This is a genomic window from Rheinheimera gaetbuli (assembly GCF_054781935.1).
Genome location: NZ_BAAGTL010000012.1, coordinates 140,517 through 160,514, shown reverse-complemented (window position 1 = coordinate 160,514; position 19,998 = coordinate 140,517). Strand labels below are relative to the sequence as shown.

Annotated in this window: 17 protein-coding genes; 4 read left to right on the top strand and 13 right to left on the bottom strand. The window is 50.2% G+C overall.

The window, feature by feature from the left end:
* Positions 1-9: 9 nt before the first annotated feature.
* From ACYVIC_RS11345 to ACYVIC_RS11315, 7 genes are all read right to left on the bottom strand, one after another.
* Positions 10-954, bottom strand: coding sequence for an efflux RND transporter periplasmic adaptor subunit (locus ACYVIC_RS11345; RefSeq protein ID WP_460860007.1), 945 nt, complete (start codon positions 952-954; stop codon positions 10-12).
* A complete protein-coding gene (locus tag ACYVIC_RS11340) occupies positions 951-2,294 on the bottom strand; it encodes a TolC family protein (protein WP_460860005.1) in 1,344 nt (447 codons plus the stop codon). Before ACYVIC_RS11340 ends, ACYVIC_RS11345 begins: the two co-directional genes overlap by 4 nt.
* 47 nt (positions 2,295-2,341) lie before the next feature.
* A complete protein-coding gene (locus ACYVIC_RS11335) occupies positions 2,342-2,713 on the bottom strand; it encodes a hypothetical protein (RefSeq protein WP_460860003.1) in 372 nt (123 codons plus the stop codon).
* Positions 2,714-2,839: 126 nt separating this feature from the next.
* Positions 2,840-4,135: an alpha/beta hydrolase family protein gene (locus ACYVIC_RS11330; protein WP_460860000.1), complete on the bottom strand. Its 1,296-nt coding sequence runs from the start codon at positions 4,133-4,135 to the stop codon at positions 2,840-2,842.
* 71 nt (positions 4,136-4,206) lie between these two features.
* Positions 4,207-6,531, bottom strand: a complete 2,325-nt coding sequence (locus tag ACYVIC_RS11325) for a TonB-dependent receptor (RefSeq protein ID WP_460859998.1) — start codon at positions 6,529-6,531, stop codon at positions 4,207-4,209.
* A 295-nt stretch (positions 6,532-6,826) separates the two neighbouring features.
* Positions 6,827-7,879: an aldo/keto reductase gene (locus ACYVIC_RS11320; RefSeq protein WP_460859996.1), complete on the bottom strand. Its 1,053-nt coding sequence runs from the start codon at positions 7,877-7,879 to the stop codon at positions 6,827-6,829.
* Between the two features lie 148 nt (positions 7,880-8,027).
* The gene (locus ACYVIC_RS11315) at positions 8,028-8,573 is read right to left on the bottom strand and encodes an OmpA family protein (protein WP_460859995.1); all 546 of its coding nucleotides are present in this window, start codon (positions 8,571-8,573) and stop codon (positions 8,028-8,030) included.
* A 338-nt stretch (positions 8,574-8,911) separates the two neighbouring features.
* On the opposite strand from ACYVIC_RS11315, the gene ACYVIC_RS11310 reads away from it, so the two are divergent.
* Together ACYVIC_RS11310 and ACYVIC_RS11305 are read left to right on the top strand one after the other, a co-directional pair.
* On the top strand, positions 8,912-9,295 hold the full coding sequence (locus ACYVIC_RS11310; protein WP_460859993.1) for a glutaredoxin domain-containing protein: 384 nt from the start codon (positions 8,912-8,914) through the stop codon (positions 9,293-9,295).
* 111 nt (positions 9,296-9,406) lie between these two features.
* Positions 9,407-10,156: a class I SAM-dependent DNA methyltransferase gene (locus tag ACYVIC_RS11305; protein WP_460859992.1), complete on the top strand. Its 750-nt coding sequence runs from the start codon at positions 9,407-9,409 to the stop codon at positions 10,154-10,156.
* Positions 10,157-10,167: 11 nt separating this feature from the next.
* Here the strand turns inward: ACYVIC_RS11305 and ACYVIC_RS11300 are convergent, their stop codons facing one another.
* Together ACYVIC_RS11300 and ACYVIC_RS11295 are read right to left on the bottom strand one after the other, a co-directional pair.
* The gene (locus ACYVIC_RS11300; RefSeq protein ID WP_460859990.1) at positions 10,168-11,538 is read right to left on the bottom strand and encodes a ribonuclease J; all 1,371 of its coding nucleotides are present in this window, start codon (positions 11,536-11,538) and stop codon (positions 10,168-10,170) included.
* Between the two features lie 171 nt (positions 11,539-11,709).
* A complete protein-coding gene (locus ACYVIC_RS11295) occupies positions 11,710-12,702 on the bottom strand; it encodes a family 43 glycosylhydrolase (protein ID WP_460859989.1) in 993 nt (330 codons plus the stop codon).
* Between the two features lie 404 nt (positions 12,703-13,106).
* Between ACYVIC_RS11295 and katG the strand changes: the two genes are divergently transcribed.
* Entirely contained in the window at positions 13,107-15,362 is a 2,256-nt protein-coding gene (gene katG, locus ACYVIC_RS11290) for a catalase/peroxidase HPI (protein WP_460859987.1), read from the top strand.
* Between the two features lie 79 nt (positions 15,363-15,441).
* Here katG and ACYVIC_RS11285 read toward each other — a convergent pair whose 3' ends face one another.
* The 4 genes from ACYVIC_RS11285 to ACYVIC_RS11270 form a co-directional block, all read right to left on the bottom strand.
* Positions 15,442-16,005 carry a GNAT family N-acetyltransferase gene (locus ACYVIC_RS11285; protein WP_460859986.1) on the bottom strand — a complete coding sequence of 188 codons (564 nt, stop codon included), beginning with the start codon at positions 16,003-16,005 and terminating at the stop codon, positions 15,442-15,444.
* On the bottom strand, positions 16,005-16,154 hold the full coding sequence (locus tag ACYVIC_RS11280; RefSeq protein WP_460859984.1) for a hypothetical protein: 150 nt from the start codon (positions 16,152-16,154) through the stop codon (positions 16,005-16,007). Before ACYVIC_RS11280 ends, ACYVIC_RS11285 begins: the two co-directional genes overlap by 1 nt.
* Positions 16,155-16,356: 202 nt before the next feature.
* Positions 16,357-18,723, bottom strand: coding sequence for a heavy metal translocating P-type ATPase (locus tag ACYVIC_RS11275; RefSeq protein ID WP_460859983.1), 2,367 nt, complete (start codon positions 18,721-18,723; stop codon positions 16,357-16,359).
* A 76-nt stretch (positions 18,724-18,799) separates the two neighbouring features.
* On the bottom strand, positions 18,800-19,054 hold the full coding sequence (locus ACYVIC_RS11270) for a heavy-metal-associated domain-containing protein (RefSeq protein ID WP_460859981.1): 255 nt from the start codon (positions 19,052-19,054) through the stop codon (positions 18,800-18,802).
* A gap of 342 nt (positions 19,055-19,396) precedes the next feature.
* Here ACYVIC_RS11270 and ACYVIC_RS11265 point away from each other — a divergent pair, with 342 nt between their 5' ends.
* Entirely contained in the window at positions 19,397-19,855 is a 459-nt protein-coding gene (locus ACYVIC_RS11265; RefSeq protein ID WP_460859979.1) for a CreA family protein, read from the top strand.
* Positions 19,856-19,998 lie beyond the last annotated feature (143 nt).

Below are 19,998 nucleotides of genomic sequence, written 5' to 3'. Positions count from 1 at the left end.
GGTGTGCTCCTAATGGCTGTGCTCAGCAGCGGATTTCTCCAGCTCGGCTTTTACCAGATAGCTGTTCGCGCTTACGTAAAGCTCGCCGACCGTAAGCCCGGCCAACACTTCAGTGTAGCGACCATCAGTGCGCCCCAGTGTCAGAACCCGTGGCTCATAGCGCTCTGCTTCACGGACAAACACTACAGGTTTACCTTCAAATTGCTGTAGCGCCAGATTATCTACCACCAGCGGCACAGTAATAATCTCGGCATCTACCAAAGCACTGATACGCTCGCCGGGGGCGAAGCGACCGGTGCGATTATCCAGCGGCACTCTTGCCAGCACATAGGGTTTATTCGCGGCGGGTACAATATGCAGCAGACTGCCATCAATACGCCCGGCGCGGCTGTCGATATGTACCGGTAAGCCGGGTTTAACGTCATTGAGCATAGCCGGAAACACCTTTAGCTCAGCCCATAACATTGTGGCATCCGCCAGCAGAAGTATCGGCTCACCAGCGCTGTATTCACCCTGGCTGGCAAGCTGTTGTACCACCGTCCCGGCAATGGGTGCCAGCAGAGGGTAGCGCTGCAAACTGTCGTTAGACTCAATGTATGCCAGCACCTGGCCTTGCTTTACGTCATCGCCAATAGCAACCGTTATTTCAGTGATAACACCGGGAAAGCGTGCTCTTACCTGCGCCTGTTGCGCCGGTGGCAACCTCAATTCGCCATAAAGTGGCAAATGACGTTCAATACGCCCGGCACTTGCCGACGCCACACTAAGCCCGGCGCGCTGTGCCATAGCGGCACTTATTGTTACGGTCTCGCTATGAGCATGCTCATTGGCAGCGCTGGGCGACGCTGTTGCTTTAAGCTGCGATGCTTTCTCGTGCGAATGCCCTGGCCCGGCCTGCGCATTGGCGTTTAGCAGTAAAAATAAAACGGTGATAATGATCATACGGTTATTCATTGTGATGTCCCTGCTGCAGAAATAACGGGCTGAGAAAAAGCCGGGGAAGAAAAAGACGGTACGCCAAAAGCCATACCGGATAGCTGTTCAATAACTGCCTGATTACTAAGCGCCGTGCTGGCCCCATCGACCAGTTGCAAGCGGGCGTCCAGCAAGGCCTGCCACGCCGACAACCACTCGCTGTAACCATAGCGGCCGCGCTGGTAAGCTGCTTGGGTTTGCTGCAGCGCCTGTTGCAGTGCCGGCACAATATCACGCTGCAGATCCCTTACCGCCATGGCGCTATAACGGTGGCTTTGCCAGGCTTGATACAGGCGGGCACGCAGTTGTAACAGCTCGTACTGGCCATTGCCGCGCTCAGCCTCCAGCTCTGCCTGGGCACTGCTGAGCGCGCCCTGATTGCGCTGAGCGCTAAACAACGGCAGCGAGAACTGTGCCTGCAAGCCAACATCGCCGCTTTGCTGCGAGCGCATCAGTCCCAGTTGCCAGCGCACATCGGCGGCCGACTGGCTTTGTACCCGCTCCAGTCTGGCTTGTTGCACGCGCTGGCGGGCAGCAAATACTGCCAGTTGAGGGGTACTCAGCAGTTGCTGATACAGGCGATTAAAATCGGCACTCTCGCTAAGCGCAAATAAGTCACCCGCCACCACACTAAAGTTAGCCTGTTGCGCGCCCCACAAGCTGGCCAGTGCCAGCTTGCTGCTGTCCAGCTCGGCTTGCAATAGCCCCCGCTGCAACTGCACCTGATGCAGCAGCACTTTGGCACGTAACTGCTCGGCTGGTGGCGCTGCGCCGCTTTGTACCCGCAGGCTTACCATTTGCAACGCCTGCTCGCTAATGACAATGGCATCGTCGGCCAGTTGCTGCTTTTGCTGTAAAGTCAGTACACTGATAAAGCGCTGGGTTAGCTCGCCAAGCAGATCCAAACTCGCGGCCTGACGCTGCGCCAGCAGTAATTGCTGCTCAGCGCCCACGGCAGCCATACGGGCCTGACGTTTATCACCCAGCTCCAGCACTGACGATAAGGCCACGGTCAGCTCGAGATTTTTCACGCCGGCCAGCTCGCCGCTGCCCAGCAGGTTTTCTGCGCTGACAGCAAGCTCATAGCCCGGTTTCAAGGCCGACAACTGCTGCTGACCGGCAGCAGCTTGTATACGCCAGTCAAATACCTGCAATTGAGGATGTTGTTGTAGTAGCCGTTTAGCCGCATCTTGTAGCGTAAGTATGTCCGGTTTTGCGGCTAATTCAGTAGCGTTTAACGCAGTGGTGTTTAGTGCTGCTAGCCATAACACCAGCAAGACAAGCGCTGATAAGCGTTTGCCTATAAAAATGCAATACATAGATAATTCCTGATTATTGACAGACTAAAAATAAATCAACAATAAAATCAGGCGATTGGAGGACGGTAAATACCAGATTGGGCCAATAACGGTATATGGCTAAGATAGAAATCCGGCTGAACATCCGGTTCTACCGCCACCGCGACGGCAGCTTTAAACAAGCCCGTATGGCTGGCATGGCAATGGCTGCAGTGGTCGCAGCCATGCTGATGGGCATCGTCAGCAGCCAAACTACTAGCCGCCACTTCAGCGTGGTCAGGCACGAGAAGGTTATAACCAGCATGATGGATATCAGTTTCGCCTGCCACCGGCGCCAGATTAAACGCACTGGCCAACGCACATAACAGCTGAATAAAAAGCAGTAAAGTGATACTCACTTTACGCAAATTACGGCTGGCTGTTATAAACGAATACGGCATTAAGTAGATTTCTGCTTATTTGACGTTAAACACTGAACGGCGTCACTGTACTACATTCAGCATTTAACGACAGCAACTTTTTTACATTCATCGGTTGCGACATTAAGTCAGCTTTTCATTAAGCGATTATTGACTTACTGCACGCTGATATCGCCAGGATAGACCTGTATCAAACCGTGCCGGAAAGCCTACCCAACCGCTTGGCTGCGTCGCGTTGGCTTTACCTGCACTTGGCGTAGGACTTAACGCTAAAAAGGCACATTGCCCGGCTTTGGCTTTCACATGGCAATCGAGCATCGCTAGCGCAAAATGCCGGTTAATGTTGTTAATATTCGTAATAGACCAACCGGGCTCATGGTAGTGCGAAAAGTCGACCAGCGTTTCACGGGCAATGCCCGGGGCGGGATGCGGCGCGATATTATGTCTGGCGTGATGGAAAGTAAGCAGATATTTCGCTGGGCTACCGGTTTGCTCGTATAACCATTGCATGCCCTCGTAACCCGACACATCGTCTTGATCACCAGCGGTATAAAGCATAGGAACTTGAATATTGGCTAAGGCATCGGCGTTAAATAAGCGATGTTGCCCGCCCCAAGGTGCGATAGCAATTGCCGCTTTCCAGGCGGGATCGACCTGCACATTTTGATACTGACCACCGGCACAGCTGTTGAGTGCTTGCTGTAACGCTTGCTGAGTGGCGGCATCTTGTCGGCCGGTCAGCGCACTTATGCCTTCTGGCGTAAAATTAAAACAGCCACCGACAGTATTAATGGCGCCATAACCGCCCATGGAATAGCCAATCACCGCCGCGGCTTGGCTGTCAATAATGCCAGAGAGCGCCTCAGGCTGCTGTTTAAAGTAAGACAACACAAATTGCTGATCGCGCGAGCGATGAAATAGCGTATTTAAAAAACCGCGAAATGGCGCATTTTTTTGATCAATCTCGGCATTGGTTGAATGCGGATGACCAATTGCGGCTACCACATAACCATGTGAGGCCAGATGTTCACCCAGATAATACATCAGGGTGCGATAGCCGGTATAGCCGTGTGACAGCACCACCAGCGGATAGCGCTGATCTTGGGCGGCTGGCACATCACGAAAAGCCACGCCTTGGATCTGAAACGGGCGGTGGCTTTTGGTGACGTTCTCATAGGTAGCTGCGGGACTGTCTGCCGGAATAATGCCTGCTGGATACCAGATCTCTAAGGTCAAATGCCGATCTTCGATTTGTTGCGTTAGTGGTTCTAGTTGGGCGGGATTGACAATAGTCAGGGTCGTTACGCCCACCGCATGGCTGCCGCTATTGGCTAAACTGGGTAAGGCGGCAGTTGGCTGGGATTGATAAAGTTGCTCTGCTGCGAGTGTTTGGCTAAATAAACAGCTGGTGAGCAGAAAGGTGGCTAAAGTGGATAAACGCATAGAATACCTATTTTAAACGCTGAAAAAGAAAAAGCGCACCCTCTTAGAGAGTGCGCAGCGCATAAGATTAATTACATAAAGCTTTTGCGGAACTCAATGCCAATGAAACGTGGTGCGCCAGGAACAAAGCTTGGATAGCCGAAGGCGCCACCCGTGTTACCTGCATCCACCAAGTATGCCTTATCGAACAGGTTGCTGGCAGAGAGGGTAACCGACCAGTTTTGCTGGGTATTCTCTAAGCCAATCCGCAGGCTGGTTAACTGCACCGCAGCTTGGCTAATGTCAAAACCCGCAACCGGCGTATTATCTTCTTCAAAAAAGATATCACTGCGGAAGGTATACATTACTGAGCTATTCAGACGGTACGCCGCCGTTAAATCGCGCGAGTACATTAAGCCTGTACCGAGCGTATATTCTGGCTGCAAGCGGAAGCGGTTGCCGGCCAGATCGCCATTACTGCTGTTATCATCAATTTTGGCATCAATCCAGGCCAGATTACTAAACCACTCTAGCTCGTCGCTAACAGCTACCTTAAATTCAGCTTCGATACCGATGTTTTTAGCATTACCGGCATTATCCGTATAGAAGTTACCTGCATCATCTTGCAGGGTCACTTGGAAGTTTTGATAATCCTGATAGAACATCGAGACGGCGTAGCGTAAGCGATTATTTTCCGTATTGCCTTTAACACCGGCTTCGTAGTTCCAGATAGTTTCAGCGGGGATCTCGGTGATACTTGGAATGGTGCCATTGCTGCTGTTTGCTGAACCGACATCTACTACTTCTGAGCGACGGCCTTTAGACACCGTAGCATAGACATTCACATTAGGATTAAAGCGATAAAGAGCGTTAAAACGCGGTAACCAGCTACTAAAGCTGCCATCAGCGCTAAAAATCTCACCACCCGTTGAGGCAACAGGTAGCAATGGGGCTCCCGCAAGCACCGCATTAGGGAAGTTTGACGCATAACGGCTGGTTTTATCTTCCGTGACATAACGTAAGCCTGCGCTGACTTCTAATTTGTCAGTGAAGGCATAGCTAACATCGGCGAAAGCGGAATAAGCGGTATTTTCACCAAAGTTTTGGAATACGCCTGAATACGGTAAAATCTGAGCTTGGCCTTGCGTAAGCAATGGCGTTAATACCGTAACACTGCCATCTGGATTGATACAAGGCACGTTTAATGCGGCAAGCTGACCAATACAATTAAGATAAATCGATTCTTCGGTGCTAAAGGGTACGCGCTGTGAGCCTTCTTCATCGAAATAGCTGACGCCAAAGAAGCTGTTTAGTTTATCGCTATTATAGTTTAAGCGTAGCTCTTGACTAACCTGATCACCGGTTGCATCTTCGGCAAATTCTAAGAACCATGCTTGGGTACCATCAGCATCAAACACTTCTAAAGAATCAAAACTACGTTTGGCACTGATGCTGGTAAGTTGCCACTGCTCACTTAGCTCCCAATTCAGCGTGAGGTTAAGATCTTTTACAGTGCGCTCAATACCTAAATCACTTTTGCCAAATACCTGGGCGGCAACAGGGCTACCCGAGGCTTCGACAAAACTATAGGGGCTGGTGTCACCACCGGTTGGCGCAAAGCGGCGGCTTTTAAACGCGGTACCGCTATCGTTATTTTTTTCGTAGTTATACACCAGATCAATGGTTAGATCGTCGTGAGGCATGAAACGTAGAGATGGGCGAATACCCACCCGATCAATGCCGTGTAAGTCTGGCTGATTGGCCGCGATATTTTTCACATAGCCATCTCGCTCCCGATAGGTAAAGGCTAAACGGCCTTGTACTTGCTGTGTGCCGCCCGTTAAAAAACCTTGCGCATTTTTAGCCGCAAAATTACCAAAGCCTAAACTGATGGCGGATTCAAATTCTTCTTGCGGTTTATTGGTAGTGACGCTCAGTGCGCCCACTGACGCCGCAGTACCAAATAAGGTGGCTTGCGGGCCTTTTACCACTTCTACCCGTTCAATATCAAACAGTTCAAAATACGAACCGCGTGAGCGGGAGATATCGGTACCATTGTAATATACAGAAACGCGGGGTGCCGTCTGCGCTGAGCCACTGTCAGAGGTGATACCGCGTATTACAAAGCCGGGATTATTCGGGCTTTGTTCTTGGATAATTAAGCCGGGAGTAATTTCTGACAGCACATCCAAGTCCTGAATACCCAGTTGTTCTAGCATTTCGCCAGTGAAGGCTGACACTGTAACCGGAACATCCTTAATCGCTTGTACCCGTTTTTGCGTGGTGACGGTAATTCGTTCAACATCGGCTTCTGTGGCCAGGCTAGCGGTATCAGCAACAGCCTGATTGGCCAAACACGCTAAAATAAGCGCGCTTAAAGTACTTTTCTTGAAATTATTAGGAGTGTTATACGTCATTTTTTATACCTACATCAAAGTGATGGAGTAAAGTAAACACTCTAAGTTACATTAATTAGGTACTTTTTTGACGGTTTGTCTGCAGTTAGGTTTCTTTATTATGACAGGTGCTTTCCTGCACATCGCCACTGGTATAGGCTAGTGCTTGCTGTCGTTTCAGGCTTATTTTGCAGCAGTCTGGCCGGCTTTTATGCCAGGCAGTACAAGTGATTCTTCATAAACGAGTACTAAAGCAGCAGAAAAACCTGATAGGCGCGCCTCCTCCAGCGGCGCGAAGCAACGATATTGTTACCGACTAAAAAGGTGATGGATGCTGTTGTAAAAACGCCGCTATATCCTCCTTAAGCTCAGCGGTTAATGGCTTTGAAAAGGCAGCGATATTTTGCTGTAGCTGCGTCATATCGGTGGCGCCGATAATCGTCGACGTTACGCCATCTACCTGATTAACCCAAGCCAGTGCCAAACCCGTAGCACTAACATGATGGCTTAGTGCTAACTCAGTAAAAGCCGCTATGGCCTGTTGCGACTGTGGTGTATCACGAAACAAACCATGGCGTTGCAACATGCTCCAGCGCGCGCCTTTTGGCCTGGCTCCATCAAGGTATTTACCGCTTAATGCGCCGGTTGCCAGCGGTGACCACGGCAAATAAGCAACGTTTTCGTGCACGCATTGCTCAATCAAATAGGGCCAGTCTTTTGTATGCAACAGGCTAAATTCATTTTGAATTGACACCATGCGCGGCAGATTATGCTCTGCGCTCAGGCGAAGGTATTGGCTAATGCCCCACGGTGTTTCGTTGGACAAACCACAAAAACGGACCTTACCGGCCTTTACGCAGCTATCAAGTGCCTGCAGCAAGCCAAGCATTTGTGCAGTTTGTTGCTCACTATCAACGTGCGAGAAGCCAATACGGCCGACACTGTGTTTACCAAAATGTGGCGATACGCGGTTAGGCCAGTGTAACTGGTATAAATCGATATAGTCGGTTTGCAGCCGCACTAACGAGTCATCTACCGCTTGTAGCAAGGTTGCCGGCGTCATATCGCCGCCACCACGGATGTAAGAGAGGCCGCTGCCAGCCATTTTTGATGCCAGCACAATATTGTTGCGCTGGGTGCGGTTGCGGCTTAACCAATTTCCGATGATACGCTCAGTAGCTCCGTACGTGTCAGCAGCAGGCGGTATAGCGTACATTTCAGCGGTATCAATAAAATTAACACCCTGAGCCAGTGCATAATCCAGCTGCGCGTCAGCATCAGCCTGGCTGTTTTGACAGCCCCAGGTCATAGTGCCTAAACAAACACGGGATACATCGATATTAGCTGCGCCCAGTTTACTAAATTGCATAATAGTGATCCTGCTTTATCGTCAGGGCGATAGAGTAACAGAGGTTATTTCACAAACACACCGCCGCAACAATATTAAGACAAAGTACCGCATTACAAAGCAACAAGGCGGGGTAATCCCGCCTTGTTTACCCGCTTAACGTTGGCTTTTATTCAAATGTTATTATCAACTCAACACGGCGGTTAGCCGCCCTGCCCTGAGCTGTTTTGTTATCAGCGATCGGCTCTGCTGGTCCGCGGCCTTCGGCTGCTACCTGCTGCACAGCGACACCTTGCTGTATCAAAACGGCCCTTACCTGTTCGGCACGCTGTTGCGACAATTTATTGTTGTAGGCCAGTTGGCCAGAACTATCAGTGTGCTCCAACACCAGTGCATTAGTATAAGGAATATTATTTAACGCAGCAGCAACCTGTGCTAACTGCTGCTGCGCCTGAGCACTGATGCCAGTGCCGTCATGAGAAAACATATTGTTGCCATTAAAGGCGACTTTAACACTGTTTTCTGCTATCAACGTTGTCTGTACGCCATCTGCCGCCTGCAGCCTTGAGCTAAATATTGTACTGGCACGTTGGCTGGTATCAGCTGTCGTAGTGTTTGCTGGGTTGTCGTTCGCTGTACTTACACAACCTGAGGTTAACAGTGCAGCAAAAACTGCTGCGCTTAGCAATAACGTGGGCAAATAGGGCTTTGGCAAAGTAATATCCTGGGTGCATGTTAAATATTCAGACGAATTTTAACGGATAAAGCCACATTAATAAATATCAATATTAACAATAAATAAAAACAAGATCGCTTTAAGTTACCTTAATTAATCATATATTGTGTAGGCTGTATAGCTATGCTCTCCTCACGCCAAAGACACGTTGATATTTCGCCAGACGCTAACACTTAATGTTCGTAGATCCGCTGCGGTGAAAAGCTGCGGTTAGGTAATTATGGCTCGCTGCAGCATAGGCATAACTGCAATAGCAATGTTACACTAACGCCGTTTTGCTGTGTTAGCCGATAAAAATTTAACCAACAGAGTAGTTTATGCGCTTGTTTATCCGTTTATTTTTCCGCCTGATTCGCTTTATCTTAACCCCTTTTATGTTACTGGCAGAAAAACTCACTACGCCAAAAGCCATAGCGCGCAGCCAGGCTGAGCAACAACGGGTAGACACCGAATGCCAACAACTGGCACTGTATCAATTCGCGGCTTGCCCGTTTTGTATAAAGGTGCGCAAAGAAATGGCAAGGCTGGGGCTTAATATTACCAAACGTGATGCACAGCATCATCAGCCATACCGTGACGAACTTGAACAAGGCGGCGGTAAGGTAAAAGTACCTTGCCTGCGCATTGAAAGTACCTGTGGCGAGGTTAAGTGGCTGTATGAATCGGCCGCTATCATCGCTTATTTACAGCAGCGCTTTTAGCACCATGCTGCCACAGCAGCATAGTGGTTCCCGCTTAATAATCCTGCTTCGCAAAATGCTGCAACTGCTATAAAATGCGCCACCCTATTTTCGCCCAGGCAGTATGCAGCGATGATGTCGTCCAATGCGTTATACACCGATTTATCCGGCTACTACGATTTAATGTGCTGCGACATCAATTATCCGGCACAAAGCAATACCGTGCACCGTCTGCATCAGTTGCTGGGTAATGGCGGCAACAACCACCTCGATTTAGCCTGCGGCACCGGGCCGCACATCCGCCATTTTATTGATTACGGTTACCAGTGCAGCGGGCTGGATATCAACCAACCTATGCTGGATTTAGCCAAAGCGCGCTGCCCACAAGCTCATTTTATCCTGCAAAATATGGCTGGCTTTACGCTGGATAAGCCGGTCGATTTAATCAGCTGTTTTTTATACTCTATTCATTACAACCAGAGTCTTGCCCTGTTGGCGCAATGTATTGCCAGCGCCCACGCCGCGTTAACACCCGGTGGCGTGTTTTGTTTTAATGCGGTAGATAAAGCCACCATATGTAATAACAGCAGCGTGCGCCACAGCACCGTACACGACGACAGTTTTTTTCAGTTTGAATCAGGCTGGCACTACAGCGGCGATGGCGAGCAACAAGCACTGAAGCTAAGTATTAGCAAAACCCGCGGCAATGATACGCAAATATGGCGCGATCAGCATGCTATGGTCGCCATCAGCTTTAATGAACTGCAAGCGCTGCTGTTGCCGTACTTTGACGTGCACATACTGGCGCACGACTACGACATAATAACGCCTTGGGACAACGCCGCCGGTAACGCCCTGTTTGCCTGTGTAAAAAGGCGATAACCGAGCCGGCGTTAGTGCTCTGCGGCAATACGACCGCTAACAACAGCCTGCGGCCAGATGCGTGCCTTTGGTGCCAGCACAAAAATATCGCCATTTTGCCCGGTTAATTGCTGTGGCACACCTGCCGCACGCGCAACAGCGGCATTTGCCTGTATATGCGCCGCTTCGCCATGCACCGGTATGGCGATGGCCGGTTTAACGTAACGGTAGAGTAAATCCAGCTCGCCCTGATTCGGATGGCCAGATACGTGAATAGGCAATAAACTGTCAGCCGGCTGTAAGGTACGCACCTTGATCAGCTTAAGTTTATCCAACAAGCGACTGACTAACATTTCGTTGCCAGGGATCAGTGTGGCGCTAAACAGCACCAAATCGTTTTCCTGCAGCAGTAAATGCGGATGGCGCTGCTCTGCCATGCGGTTGAGTGCGGCTTTGGGCTCTCCCTGACTGCCGGTGGCGGCTACTAATACTTCACCTGCCGGTAAATAGCCAACATGCGCAGGTTCTATAAGTGGAATATCGTCTGGCCAGTAACCGCAGGCACGGGCAGCGCCAACCATGTTTTCCATCGCCCGACCAAACAACGCCAGATACCGGCCAGTGCGCTGGGCAATGCGGCCAAGACTGATTAACCGGCCGATATTACTGCTAAAGCCACTTACCACTACACGTTGTTGTTCCTGGCAAATCACTTCATATAGCGCCTGATAGCAGGCAGTTTCTGATAGTGAAAAACCGCTCTTTAACGCGTTGGTAGAATCACACACCATCGCCGTTATCCCCTGCGCTGCCAGCCGTTTAAACACCGGCGCTTTAAACGCCCTGCCAGTAATGGGTGCGGCATCCATTTTCCAATCAGCAGTGTGAAACACCTTACCGGCAGCCGTGCTAATTAACAGCGCCTGCGGCTCGGGTATCGAATGGGTAATATTAAGCCAGTTAATTAAAAATGGCCCTATATTGCAGGTGCCACCTGGCGCAATTTCAATGATTGGCATGTCTTGCGAGCGGCCACTACGGGCCAGTTTACGGCGCAAAATTTCAGCGCTAAAAGGCGTACAGTATACCGGGCAATTAAAGCGCGGCCATAAAAATGGCAAGGCACCAATATGGTCTTCATGAGCATGGGTAATAATAATGCCGCAAAGCTGCTCACGACGCTGAGTGATAAACGCCGGATCGGCGGCTTGTACTTCTGCTGTTATAGGGCTGGGTGTTGGCTGCAATGGGTTATAAAATGTCACACCGCAATCGACCATCAACCAGCGACCATCATGGCCATACAGGTTAAGGTTCATGCCTATTTCGCCACATCCCCCAAGCGGTAAAAACCATAAATCACTTGGGCCTGGCGTCAGGTGTTCAGGTAAAGGTGCAGTCAATTCAACTACCTGCTGCTTAGTCAATATAATGTGCTCAGCAGCTAATATACCTGATCACCATTTAGCAACCAAATTTGTTTGCCGGGCAAGCAACAGTTAACACTACACAGATAACGAAGACTGGCAGCACATTAAGCGTCTTGGCTACAACTGGTATACAGCAATGTGCAATTAGCGTGGCGCAATTTGCCCCACACCTGTGACAGTTCTTTGCACCGGCCTAATACTGCTATCGGCATTGAACTGCAGGTATTCTGCCGCCACATGACGCTGCCTTTTTTCGCAACCTGACGCAGCAGTGTCAAGCCAGCGATGGTAAAACAGCAACCACTGGCCATTAAATTGCACTATCGAATGGTGATTATTGCTTTGATGTTCTTGCGCCATAAATTCACCACGGTAGGTCCAGGGGCCAAGTGGGCTGGTCGCCGTATAGTAGGTCAGCACGCGGTTATTTTCGGGCATAGTAAAGTAATAAATACCATCGCGCTTAAACACCCAGGGCCCTTCCATTTTCGGCTCGTAGCCGCCCATGTCCATTTTGATAAAGTCACCTGCAATACCACGCATATCGTCGCGCATTTTTACTACGCGGTAGTCAAAATCAATACCATGAAAATACAGATAAGCCGTGCCGTCATCGTCAATAAATAGCGCAGGGTCATTAGCATAGGGCGTACGCCACAGCGGCCCGCCTATTACATCGGTAAACGGGCCGGCGGGTGAGTTGCTTTCGGCCACGCCAATACCCATCCATTTAGTGCTATTTTTCGGGTTTACTCTGTCTTTTATCCCGGTACCAGCCGGAAACACTAAGTAATACTTACCGTTTTTATAGGCTGCATCGGGTGCCCAGGCATAGTCATCCGCCCAGCTCAGCTCACTAACCGATAGTACGGCGCCATGTGCAGTCCAGTCGGTCAGGTTATCGCTGGAGAACACATGCCAGTCTTTCATATGAAAATCGGCCTGGCACTCTTCATCATGCGAGGTATACAGATATAAGCGGCCATCCTGCCAGACATGAGCTGACGGGTCTGCCGTACGAATGGGTTTGCCATTAATTAATAAACCAAAATCCAGCGGGTTTTGCGCTTGCGCTTCACCGATAAGCAGCAAGGTAGCAAAGCTCAACGCAGTGCGCAGGCTGTTTAGCTTTAACATACAAAAACCTTTGATAGCAAAGTAAAGCCCTATCCTGACTTAAAACAAGGCTGAGCCACCAGTACAAAAACTGTTAATTGCTGCTATTTCCGCATATGAAACTGAATGCATTTAACGCGGCGACACTATGTATTAAAGCGCACGTATTGGTGGCTATTTACGGCAGCCATTTGTCACATATCGATAATATAGATTAAGGCAATCGCTTTAATTCGCATAAAACAATCAGATTCTTACTATACTATTTTTGTTGTTGTTTTCCGAAGCGGGCAATGCACTGTAACGTCCGCTACACAAAACGGTTAGGCAGCAGCTTGGGTTCAAAGCTAAACGCTAACCGGTTTAATTGATATCAGTACGTTGCCTTTCATCGCAACAAAACGTTAACCTAAAGGAACCAAACAATGAAACATCGAACCATTCACAGAAAAGCCTTAGCCAGCCTTATTAGTATGTTGCTGGTATCCGGCGCCGTTTTTGCCAGTGACAAAACAATGACTAAGCCAGCCGGTGCAACCGGCCAGGGTAGTGCCCAGCTGGGGGCCGTGCGAAACAACCAGTTTTGGTGGCCACAGCAGCTAGATCTCTCTTCACTGCGTGACCACGATGAGCGCTCTAACCCTTACGGCCCTAACTTCAGTTACGCCGATGCCTTTAACACGCTTAATTTGGACAACGTAAAAAAAGATATCAATGCGCTACTCACCGAATCACAAGACTGGTGGCCGGCTGACTTTGGTAACTATGGTCCGTTCTTTATCCGGATGACCTGGCACAGCGCTGGTACTTACCGAACCCTGGATGGCCGTGGCGGTGCTGGCGGTGGCCAACAACGCTTTGAGCCGCTGAACAGCTGGCCTGATAACGGTAACCTGGACAAAGCCCGCCGCTTATTGTGGCCAGTTAAACAGAAATACGGTGAAGCACTGTCATGGTCAGATTTAATGGTACTGGCCGGTAACGTTGCGCTGGAAAACATGGGCTTTAAAACCTACGGTTTTGCCGGTGGCCGCGCCGACGACTGGGAACCGGATATGGTGTACTGGGGGCCGGAAGTAGAAATGCTGGCCAGTGACCGTGAAGACAACAACGGTAAGCTGCAACGACCGTTGGGCGCTACGCACATGGGCCTGATTTACGTGAATCCGGAAGGCCCCAAAGGCGTACCGGACCCAATGGGCTCTGCGAAAAATATTCGCGTTGCTTTTGAACGCATGGCAATGAACGATGAAGAAACCCTGGCGCTCATTGCCGGTGGCCATACCTTCGGCAAAATGCACGGTGCGCGCAAACCCGCAGATTGCATGGGGCCGGAGCCTGCTGCAGCCGGTATTGAAGAGCAAGGCCTGGGCTGGAAAAACAAATGCGGTAAAGGCCATTCAGAAGATACCATTACCAGTGGCCTGGAAGGCGCCTGGACACAAGCACCCACTCAATGGACGTCATTGTACTTAAGCAACCTGCTTAACTTTGAATGGAAACAAACCCGTAGCCCTGCCGGTGCCATTCAGTGGATCCCAACCGATGAATCGCTACATAAAATCGTGCCGGATGCTCACGTTAAAGGTAAGTTTAACCCGCCGGTAATGACCACAGCCGATTTAGCGCTGAAGTTTGACCCAGAGTACCGCAAAATCGCCGAGCGCTTCCTGGCAGATCCGGAAGCGTATCGTTTAGCCTTTGCCAAAGCCTGGTATAAACTGACACACCGCGATATGGGACCACCACGTAACTTTTTGGGTAAAGAAGTACCGAAAGACATCCTGATTTGGCAAGATCCTATTGATGCAAAAACCCAATCGAACATTAATGACAAAGATGTAAAGTCACTAAAAGCCAGCATCTTAAAAACAGGCTTAACAGTACCAGAGTTGGTGCGTGTAGCATGGGGGGCAGCAGCTAGCTACCGTCATGCAGATATGCGTGGTGGTGCTAACGGTGCCCGTATTGCACTGGCCCCCCAAAAAGACTGGACGGTAAATAACCCGGCTGAAACCGCTAAAGTAATAGCAGCGCTAAGCAAAGTGCAAGCAGACTTTAATAAAGGCAAACGTAAAGTTTCACTGGCCGATCTGATTGTATTGGGCGGCGCAGCTGCAATAGAACAGGCCGCTAAAGATGCGGGTTACAGTATCACAGTACCGTTTAAACCCGGCCGTGGTGACGCAAGCCAGGAGATGACCGATGTTAACTCATTTAGCCTGCTTGAACTGACTGCTGACGGCTTCAGAAATTACTTTGATGCTACCGCTAGCTATAAATCACCTACTGAGATGTTGATAGACAAAGCCGATCAGCTAGATCTGACTGTACCGGAAATGACGGTATTAGTCGGCGGCTTGCGCGCGTTGGATGCTAACTATCAGGGCGCTAAACACGGCGTGCTCACAGCTAAGCCAGGCACACTGAACAATGACTTTTTTGTCAACCTGCTGGACATGTCTACGGTATGGAAAAAGTCTGCCACTGAAGGTGTATACGAAGGCTTTGACCGTAAAACAGGCAGCAAAAAATGGAGTGCCACCTCTGTTGATCTGATCTTCGGCTCAAACTCTGAACTGCGTGCGGTAGCTGAAGTTTATGCTTTTGATACTTCAAAGAAAAAGTTTGTTGACGACTTTATCAACGCCTGGACCAAGGTTATGAACCTGGACCGTTAACACCGACCCGACAGACAAAAGCGCTGTACGCTGACAAGCTACAGCGCTTTTTTTACTTATAGCAACTGCCTGAGCCAGCTTACTCTGTTGCGACAGCCGCATTAACGCTCCTGCGGTACAATACCGCATCGACATCGCCCAGCGCATCGCGATGCAAAAAGCGTTTTACAAACTGCATACCCAGTTTGCGCATTACACCAATAGAACCGGCATTATCCGGCATGGCTATCGCCGATATAAATTGCACCTTAGGGTTTTGCGACAGCACCGCCTCAGCCACCGCTGTTGCCGCTTCACTGGCGTAGCCCATGCCCCAATACTCACGCTTAAAGCGCCAGCCAAGTTCAATGTCATCTGTGCTGGGGTTGGCGGTATTAAAACCCATTGGTCGTATTAATACCCAGCCCAAATAAACATTGTCATCACTGCGCCGCACCTGCCAGATACCATAACCCAACGCCGGGTTGCGGTACTGCAGCATCCGCGGCACAAACACATCCACAATGCTCTGCATGCTGGTCAGCGTACCGCCGTTCAGATAGCGCATTACCTCTGCATCCTGGTCTACTTCAAACAACAACTGTGCGTCTTGCTCAGACAGCAGCGAAAAATGAAGTCTTGCTGTAGCATTGATTTGTAACATCAGGCTTCCTGTGTGATCTGAGTTAATTGCATATAACACGCCTGCTCGCCATGATAACCGGCCAGCGCACTTATCGCACTATCCGATAGTTCGTTAACCACAACAAAACCATGGCGTTGCCAATACGGCACCGAGCCCTGCACTGCCACCAGCGCTGGCTTAACAGTGCGGGGCTTTCATACAAGGCATCGCTGTAGCAGCAGTCTTGCAGTGCAACTACCGCCGCTAAATCTGCCGGCGTCATTAACCGTATGTCTAGCGTCATAAACTTAAAAACCTATCAAACATTGCTGGCCGTTTCTACCACTAAAATCCGTGCTTCACCCAACGGGGGTGACTAAAAATATGCTCTTACTTGCTGTCCGGCGCCAGCTTTATGACCCGTAAACGCAGCGCGTTAACAATGACGCTGACTGAAGACAACGACATAGCGGCGGCGGCAATAATTGGCGATAGCAATAGGCCGACAAAGGGATACAGCACGCCGGCGGCAACGGGTATGCCAGCTGTGTTGTAGAAAAACGCAAAAAACAAATTCTGCCGGATGTTACGCATAGTTGCCACAGACAAGGTCCGGGCTTCAACAATACCCATCAAATTGCCCCGTAGCAAAGTAATACCGGCACTTTCAATAGCGACATCGGTGCCGGTTCCCATTGCCACACCGACATCGGCCGTTGCCAGCGCCGGCGCATCATTAACGCCATCACCGGCCATTAACACCACCCGCCCTTCGTCTTTCAGCCGCTGAATAACCTTGCCTTTATCTTCCGGCAGCACTTCAGCTTCAACCTCATCGATATGAAGTTTGCTTGCCACTGCGTTTGCTGACGTACGGTTATCGCCTGTTAGCATCACCACCCGGATGCCATCCTTTTGCAGCGCAGCAATAGCCGCTGCAGTGGTTGTTTTAATCGGATCTGCTATGGCCAGCACACCGGCCACTTTGCCAGCCACTGCAGCGAAAATAACCGTAGCGCCATCCGTACGCAGCTGCTCGGCTTCATCATCAAAGCCAGTGGTGACGACGTTTTCTGCCTGCATCAATAAACGGTTACCCAGCAATACCCGCTGGCCATTTATGTTGCCGCTTACCCCTTTACCATTAGGCGAATCAAAGTCTGTTGCCTCTGGCAGGGTCAAATTCATGTCTTTTGCTTTTTCAAGGATCGCCTGAGCCAACGGGTGCTCGCTGTGTTTTTCCAGTCCAGCGGCTAACAGCATTAAACGCTGTTCGGTAAAGCCTTCGGCGGGCACCAGTTTAGTTAACTGGGGCTTGCCTTCTGTTAATGTGCCGGTTTTATCCACTACCACGGTGTCTACCTTTTCCATCCGCTCCAGCGCCTCAGCGTCACGGATCAGCACCCCGCTTTGCGCGCCCCGCCCTATACCTACCATAATCGACATGGGTGTGGCTAAACCCAAGGCACAAGGACAAGCAATAATCAGCACACTGACCGCGGCAATAAGACCATAGGTGATCGCAGGCGGTGGCCCCAACAGCGACCAGGTGACAAAGGCAATCAGGGCAATAATGATAACAACCGGCACAAACCATCCCGCCACTTTATCTGCCAGAGCCTGAATAGGCGCACGACTGCGCTGGGCACTGGCTACCATCTGCACAATGCGGGATAACATGGTATCGCGACCCACTTTGTCGGCACGCATAATAAAGCTACCCTGCTGGTTAATGCTGCCACCTATTACCAGGGCACCCACTTCTTTTTTAACGGCCAACGGCTCGCCGGTGACCAAAGATTCATCGACACTTGAGCGACCTTCAAGCACCTCACCGTCTAACGGAATTTTGTCACCCGGGCGCACTCTTAACCTATCGCCAACTTTTACCTGCTCAAGGGCGACGTCAGTTTCCGACCCTTGCTCGTCTATTCTGCGCGCGCTGGCCGGAGATAGCCCAAGCAGCGCTTTAATAGCGCCTGAGGTTTTCTCTCTGGCCCGCAGCTCCAGCACCTGCCCCAGCAACACCAACACTACAATCACTGCCGCCGCTTCGAAATAAACCGCCACTGAGCTGTCTGCCAAACGAAACGTAGCGGGAAATACCTGCGGCGCCAGCGTCGCGACCAAACTATAAAGCAGCGATACGCCGGTACCGATTGCGATTAAGGTAAACATGTTCAGGTTACGGCTAACCACAGACTTCCAACCCCTGACAAAGAAAGGCCAACCACACCAAAGCACTACGGGGCTGGCCAGCACCAATTGGACCCAATTAGACAGCTGCGGCGATACGAGATGGTCGAGGCTAATTAAATGACCGCCCATTTCCAGCATAAATACCGGCAGGGTTAACACCAGGCCAATCCAGAACCGGCGGGTCATATCCTGCAGCTCTGCAGATGGGCCGTCTTGCAAACTCACCTCTTCGGGTTCCAACGCCATACCGCAAATTGGGCAATCACCGGGCTTTTGCTGGCGAATTTCCGGGTGCATCGGGCAGGTATAGGTTGTGCCGGAGGGCAGAGACTCTGCCGGCTTATCCTCTGGATTGAGGAATTGTTCAGGGTCTGCCTCGAACGTTGACTGGCAGCGTGCTGAGCAAAAATACCAGGTTTTACTGTGAAGTTCGCTGCGATACTTCGCCGCTTGTGGGTCAACTGCCATACCACAAACGGGGTCTTTTACAGTATCATTGCGTTGATGATGAACGCCGTGCACAACACCTTGTGCAGAGCCTTGTTGCTGTTCAGTCATTATACTCTCCCATTTCCGTTATCAACCTACCCTCCCTTTAGCAGAGAATAGATTAGTGATCTCTGTCAGATACTGGTTAGCCACAACTGCCGCCTTTGGGCTGTTCAATGTCCGCAGTGTTAGCCTTATCCACGCCATAGCCCGCGCCCTTTACGGCCGCTTTTAATTTTTCGGCTGAGGTTTGCATCTCGTCGTAACGCACCTCTGCCACTCCGGCAGAGAACGTCACCGTTACATCACTAACGCCGCTTACAGCCTGCAAGGCTTGGGTTACCTTAGTGGCGCAGCCGCCACAGCTCATACCGGTTACCTTTATAAGATCAGTTTGCATAGTAAAGCGCCTCTATATGCTGGTTACTGTGTCATCAAGTGTTCTACATTACTGCCACTTTTTGGTCTGTTCGCTGGCCGACATAAGCTGGCCGGCATAAACAACCAGGCTGCTTTGTGTTTGCCAACGCTCAGAGGTATAGCTGTTTATTGATTATCGTCATTGCAAACCAAGAACTACCCTGGTTACCCGATTGGCTGAATTGTTAAAGGCTGCGCCACTGAGGCCGCTTGATAAGGCTGATAAAATGCTTTGCCGCAGTTTTGCTTTTTTTCCGACTGCCAACGTGCCAGTATGGCTATCGCTAAAGTATGGCAATAATTAACCAAAGGAGGCCCCACTATGCGCGCTGTTTACTGTGTATTATTGCTGCTAATGCTGGCAGCTTGTGACAAAAATGAAGTGGGTGATGTATCGCTGGGACTGTTTACCACCAAGGACATCAAGCTTGATGCCGTTAACGATCCGGTAGTAACCGGCGTTACCTGTCATGTCTCCAGTATCGAAGCTAATCTGGATTTCTCTGACCCGTCTGACAGTTCTATCGCCTGTCGCCAGACCGGCCCTATCACCGCCGCAATGATTGCTCAAATAGACAAAAGCAAAAACGGTGAGGTGCTGTTTAGCAAATCAAAAAGCATCTTCTTTAAAACCATGAAGATCCGCCGTATTTTCGATGCTGAAAATCAAACTCTGATGTATTTGTCTTACTCCACCAAAGAAACCTCCGGCAGCTTTAAGCACAGCCTGTCAACCGTGCCGCTGTGGGGAACTGAGGCTTATAGCGCGAAGGCCCAATAACGAGCTTGTAAGCTGGCATCTGTCAGGTTCATTGATATTTCTGTTGGCAACACTCCCCAAAGACACAGCCACAGCTAATACAACTCATTGATGTAAATAATGAACTTAAAATAACGGCTATTTATCGACAAGATCCAACGCTA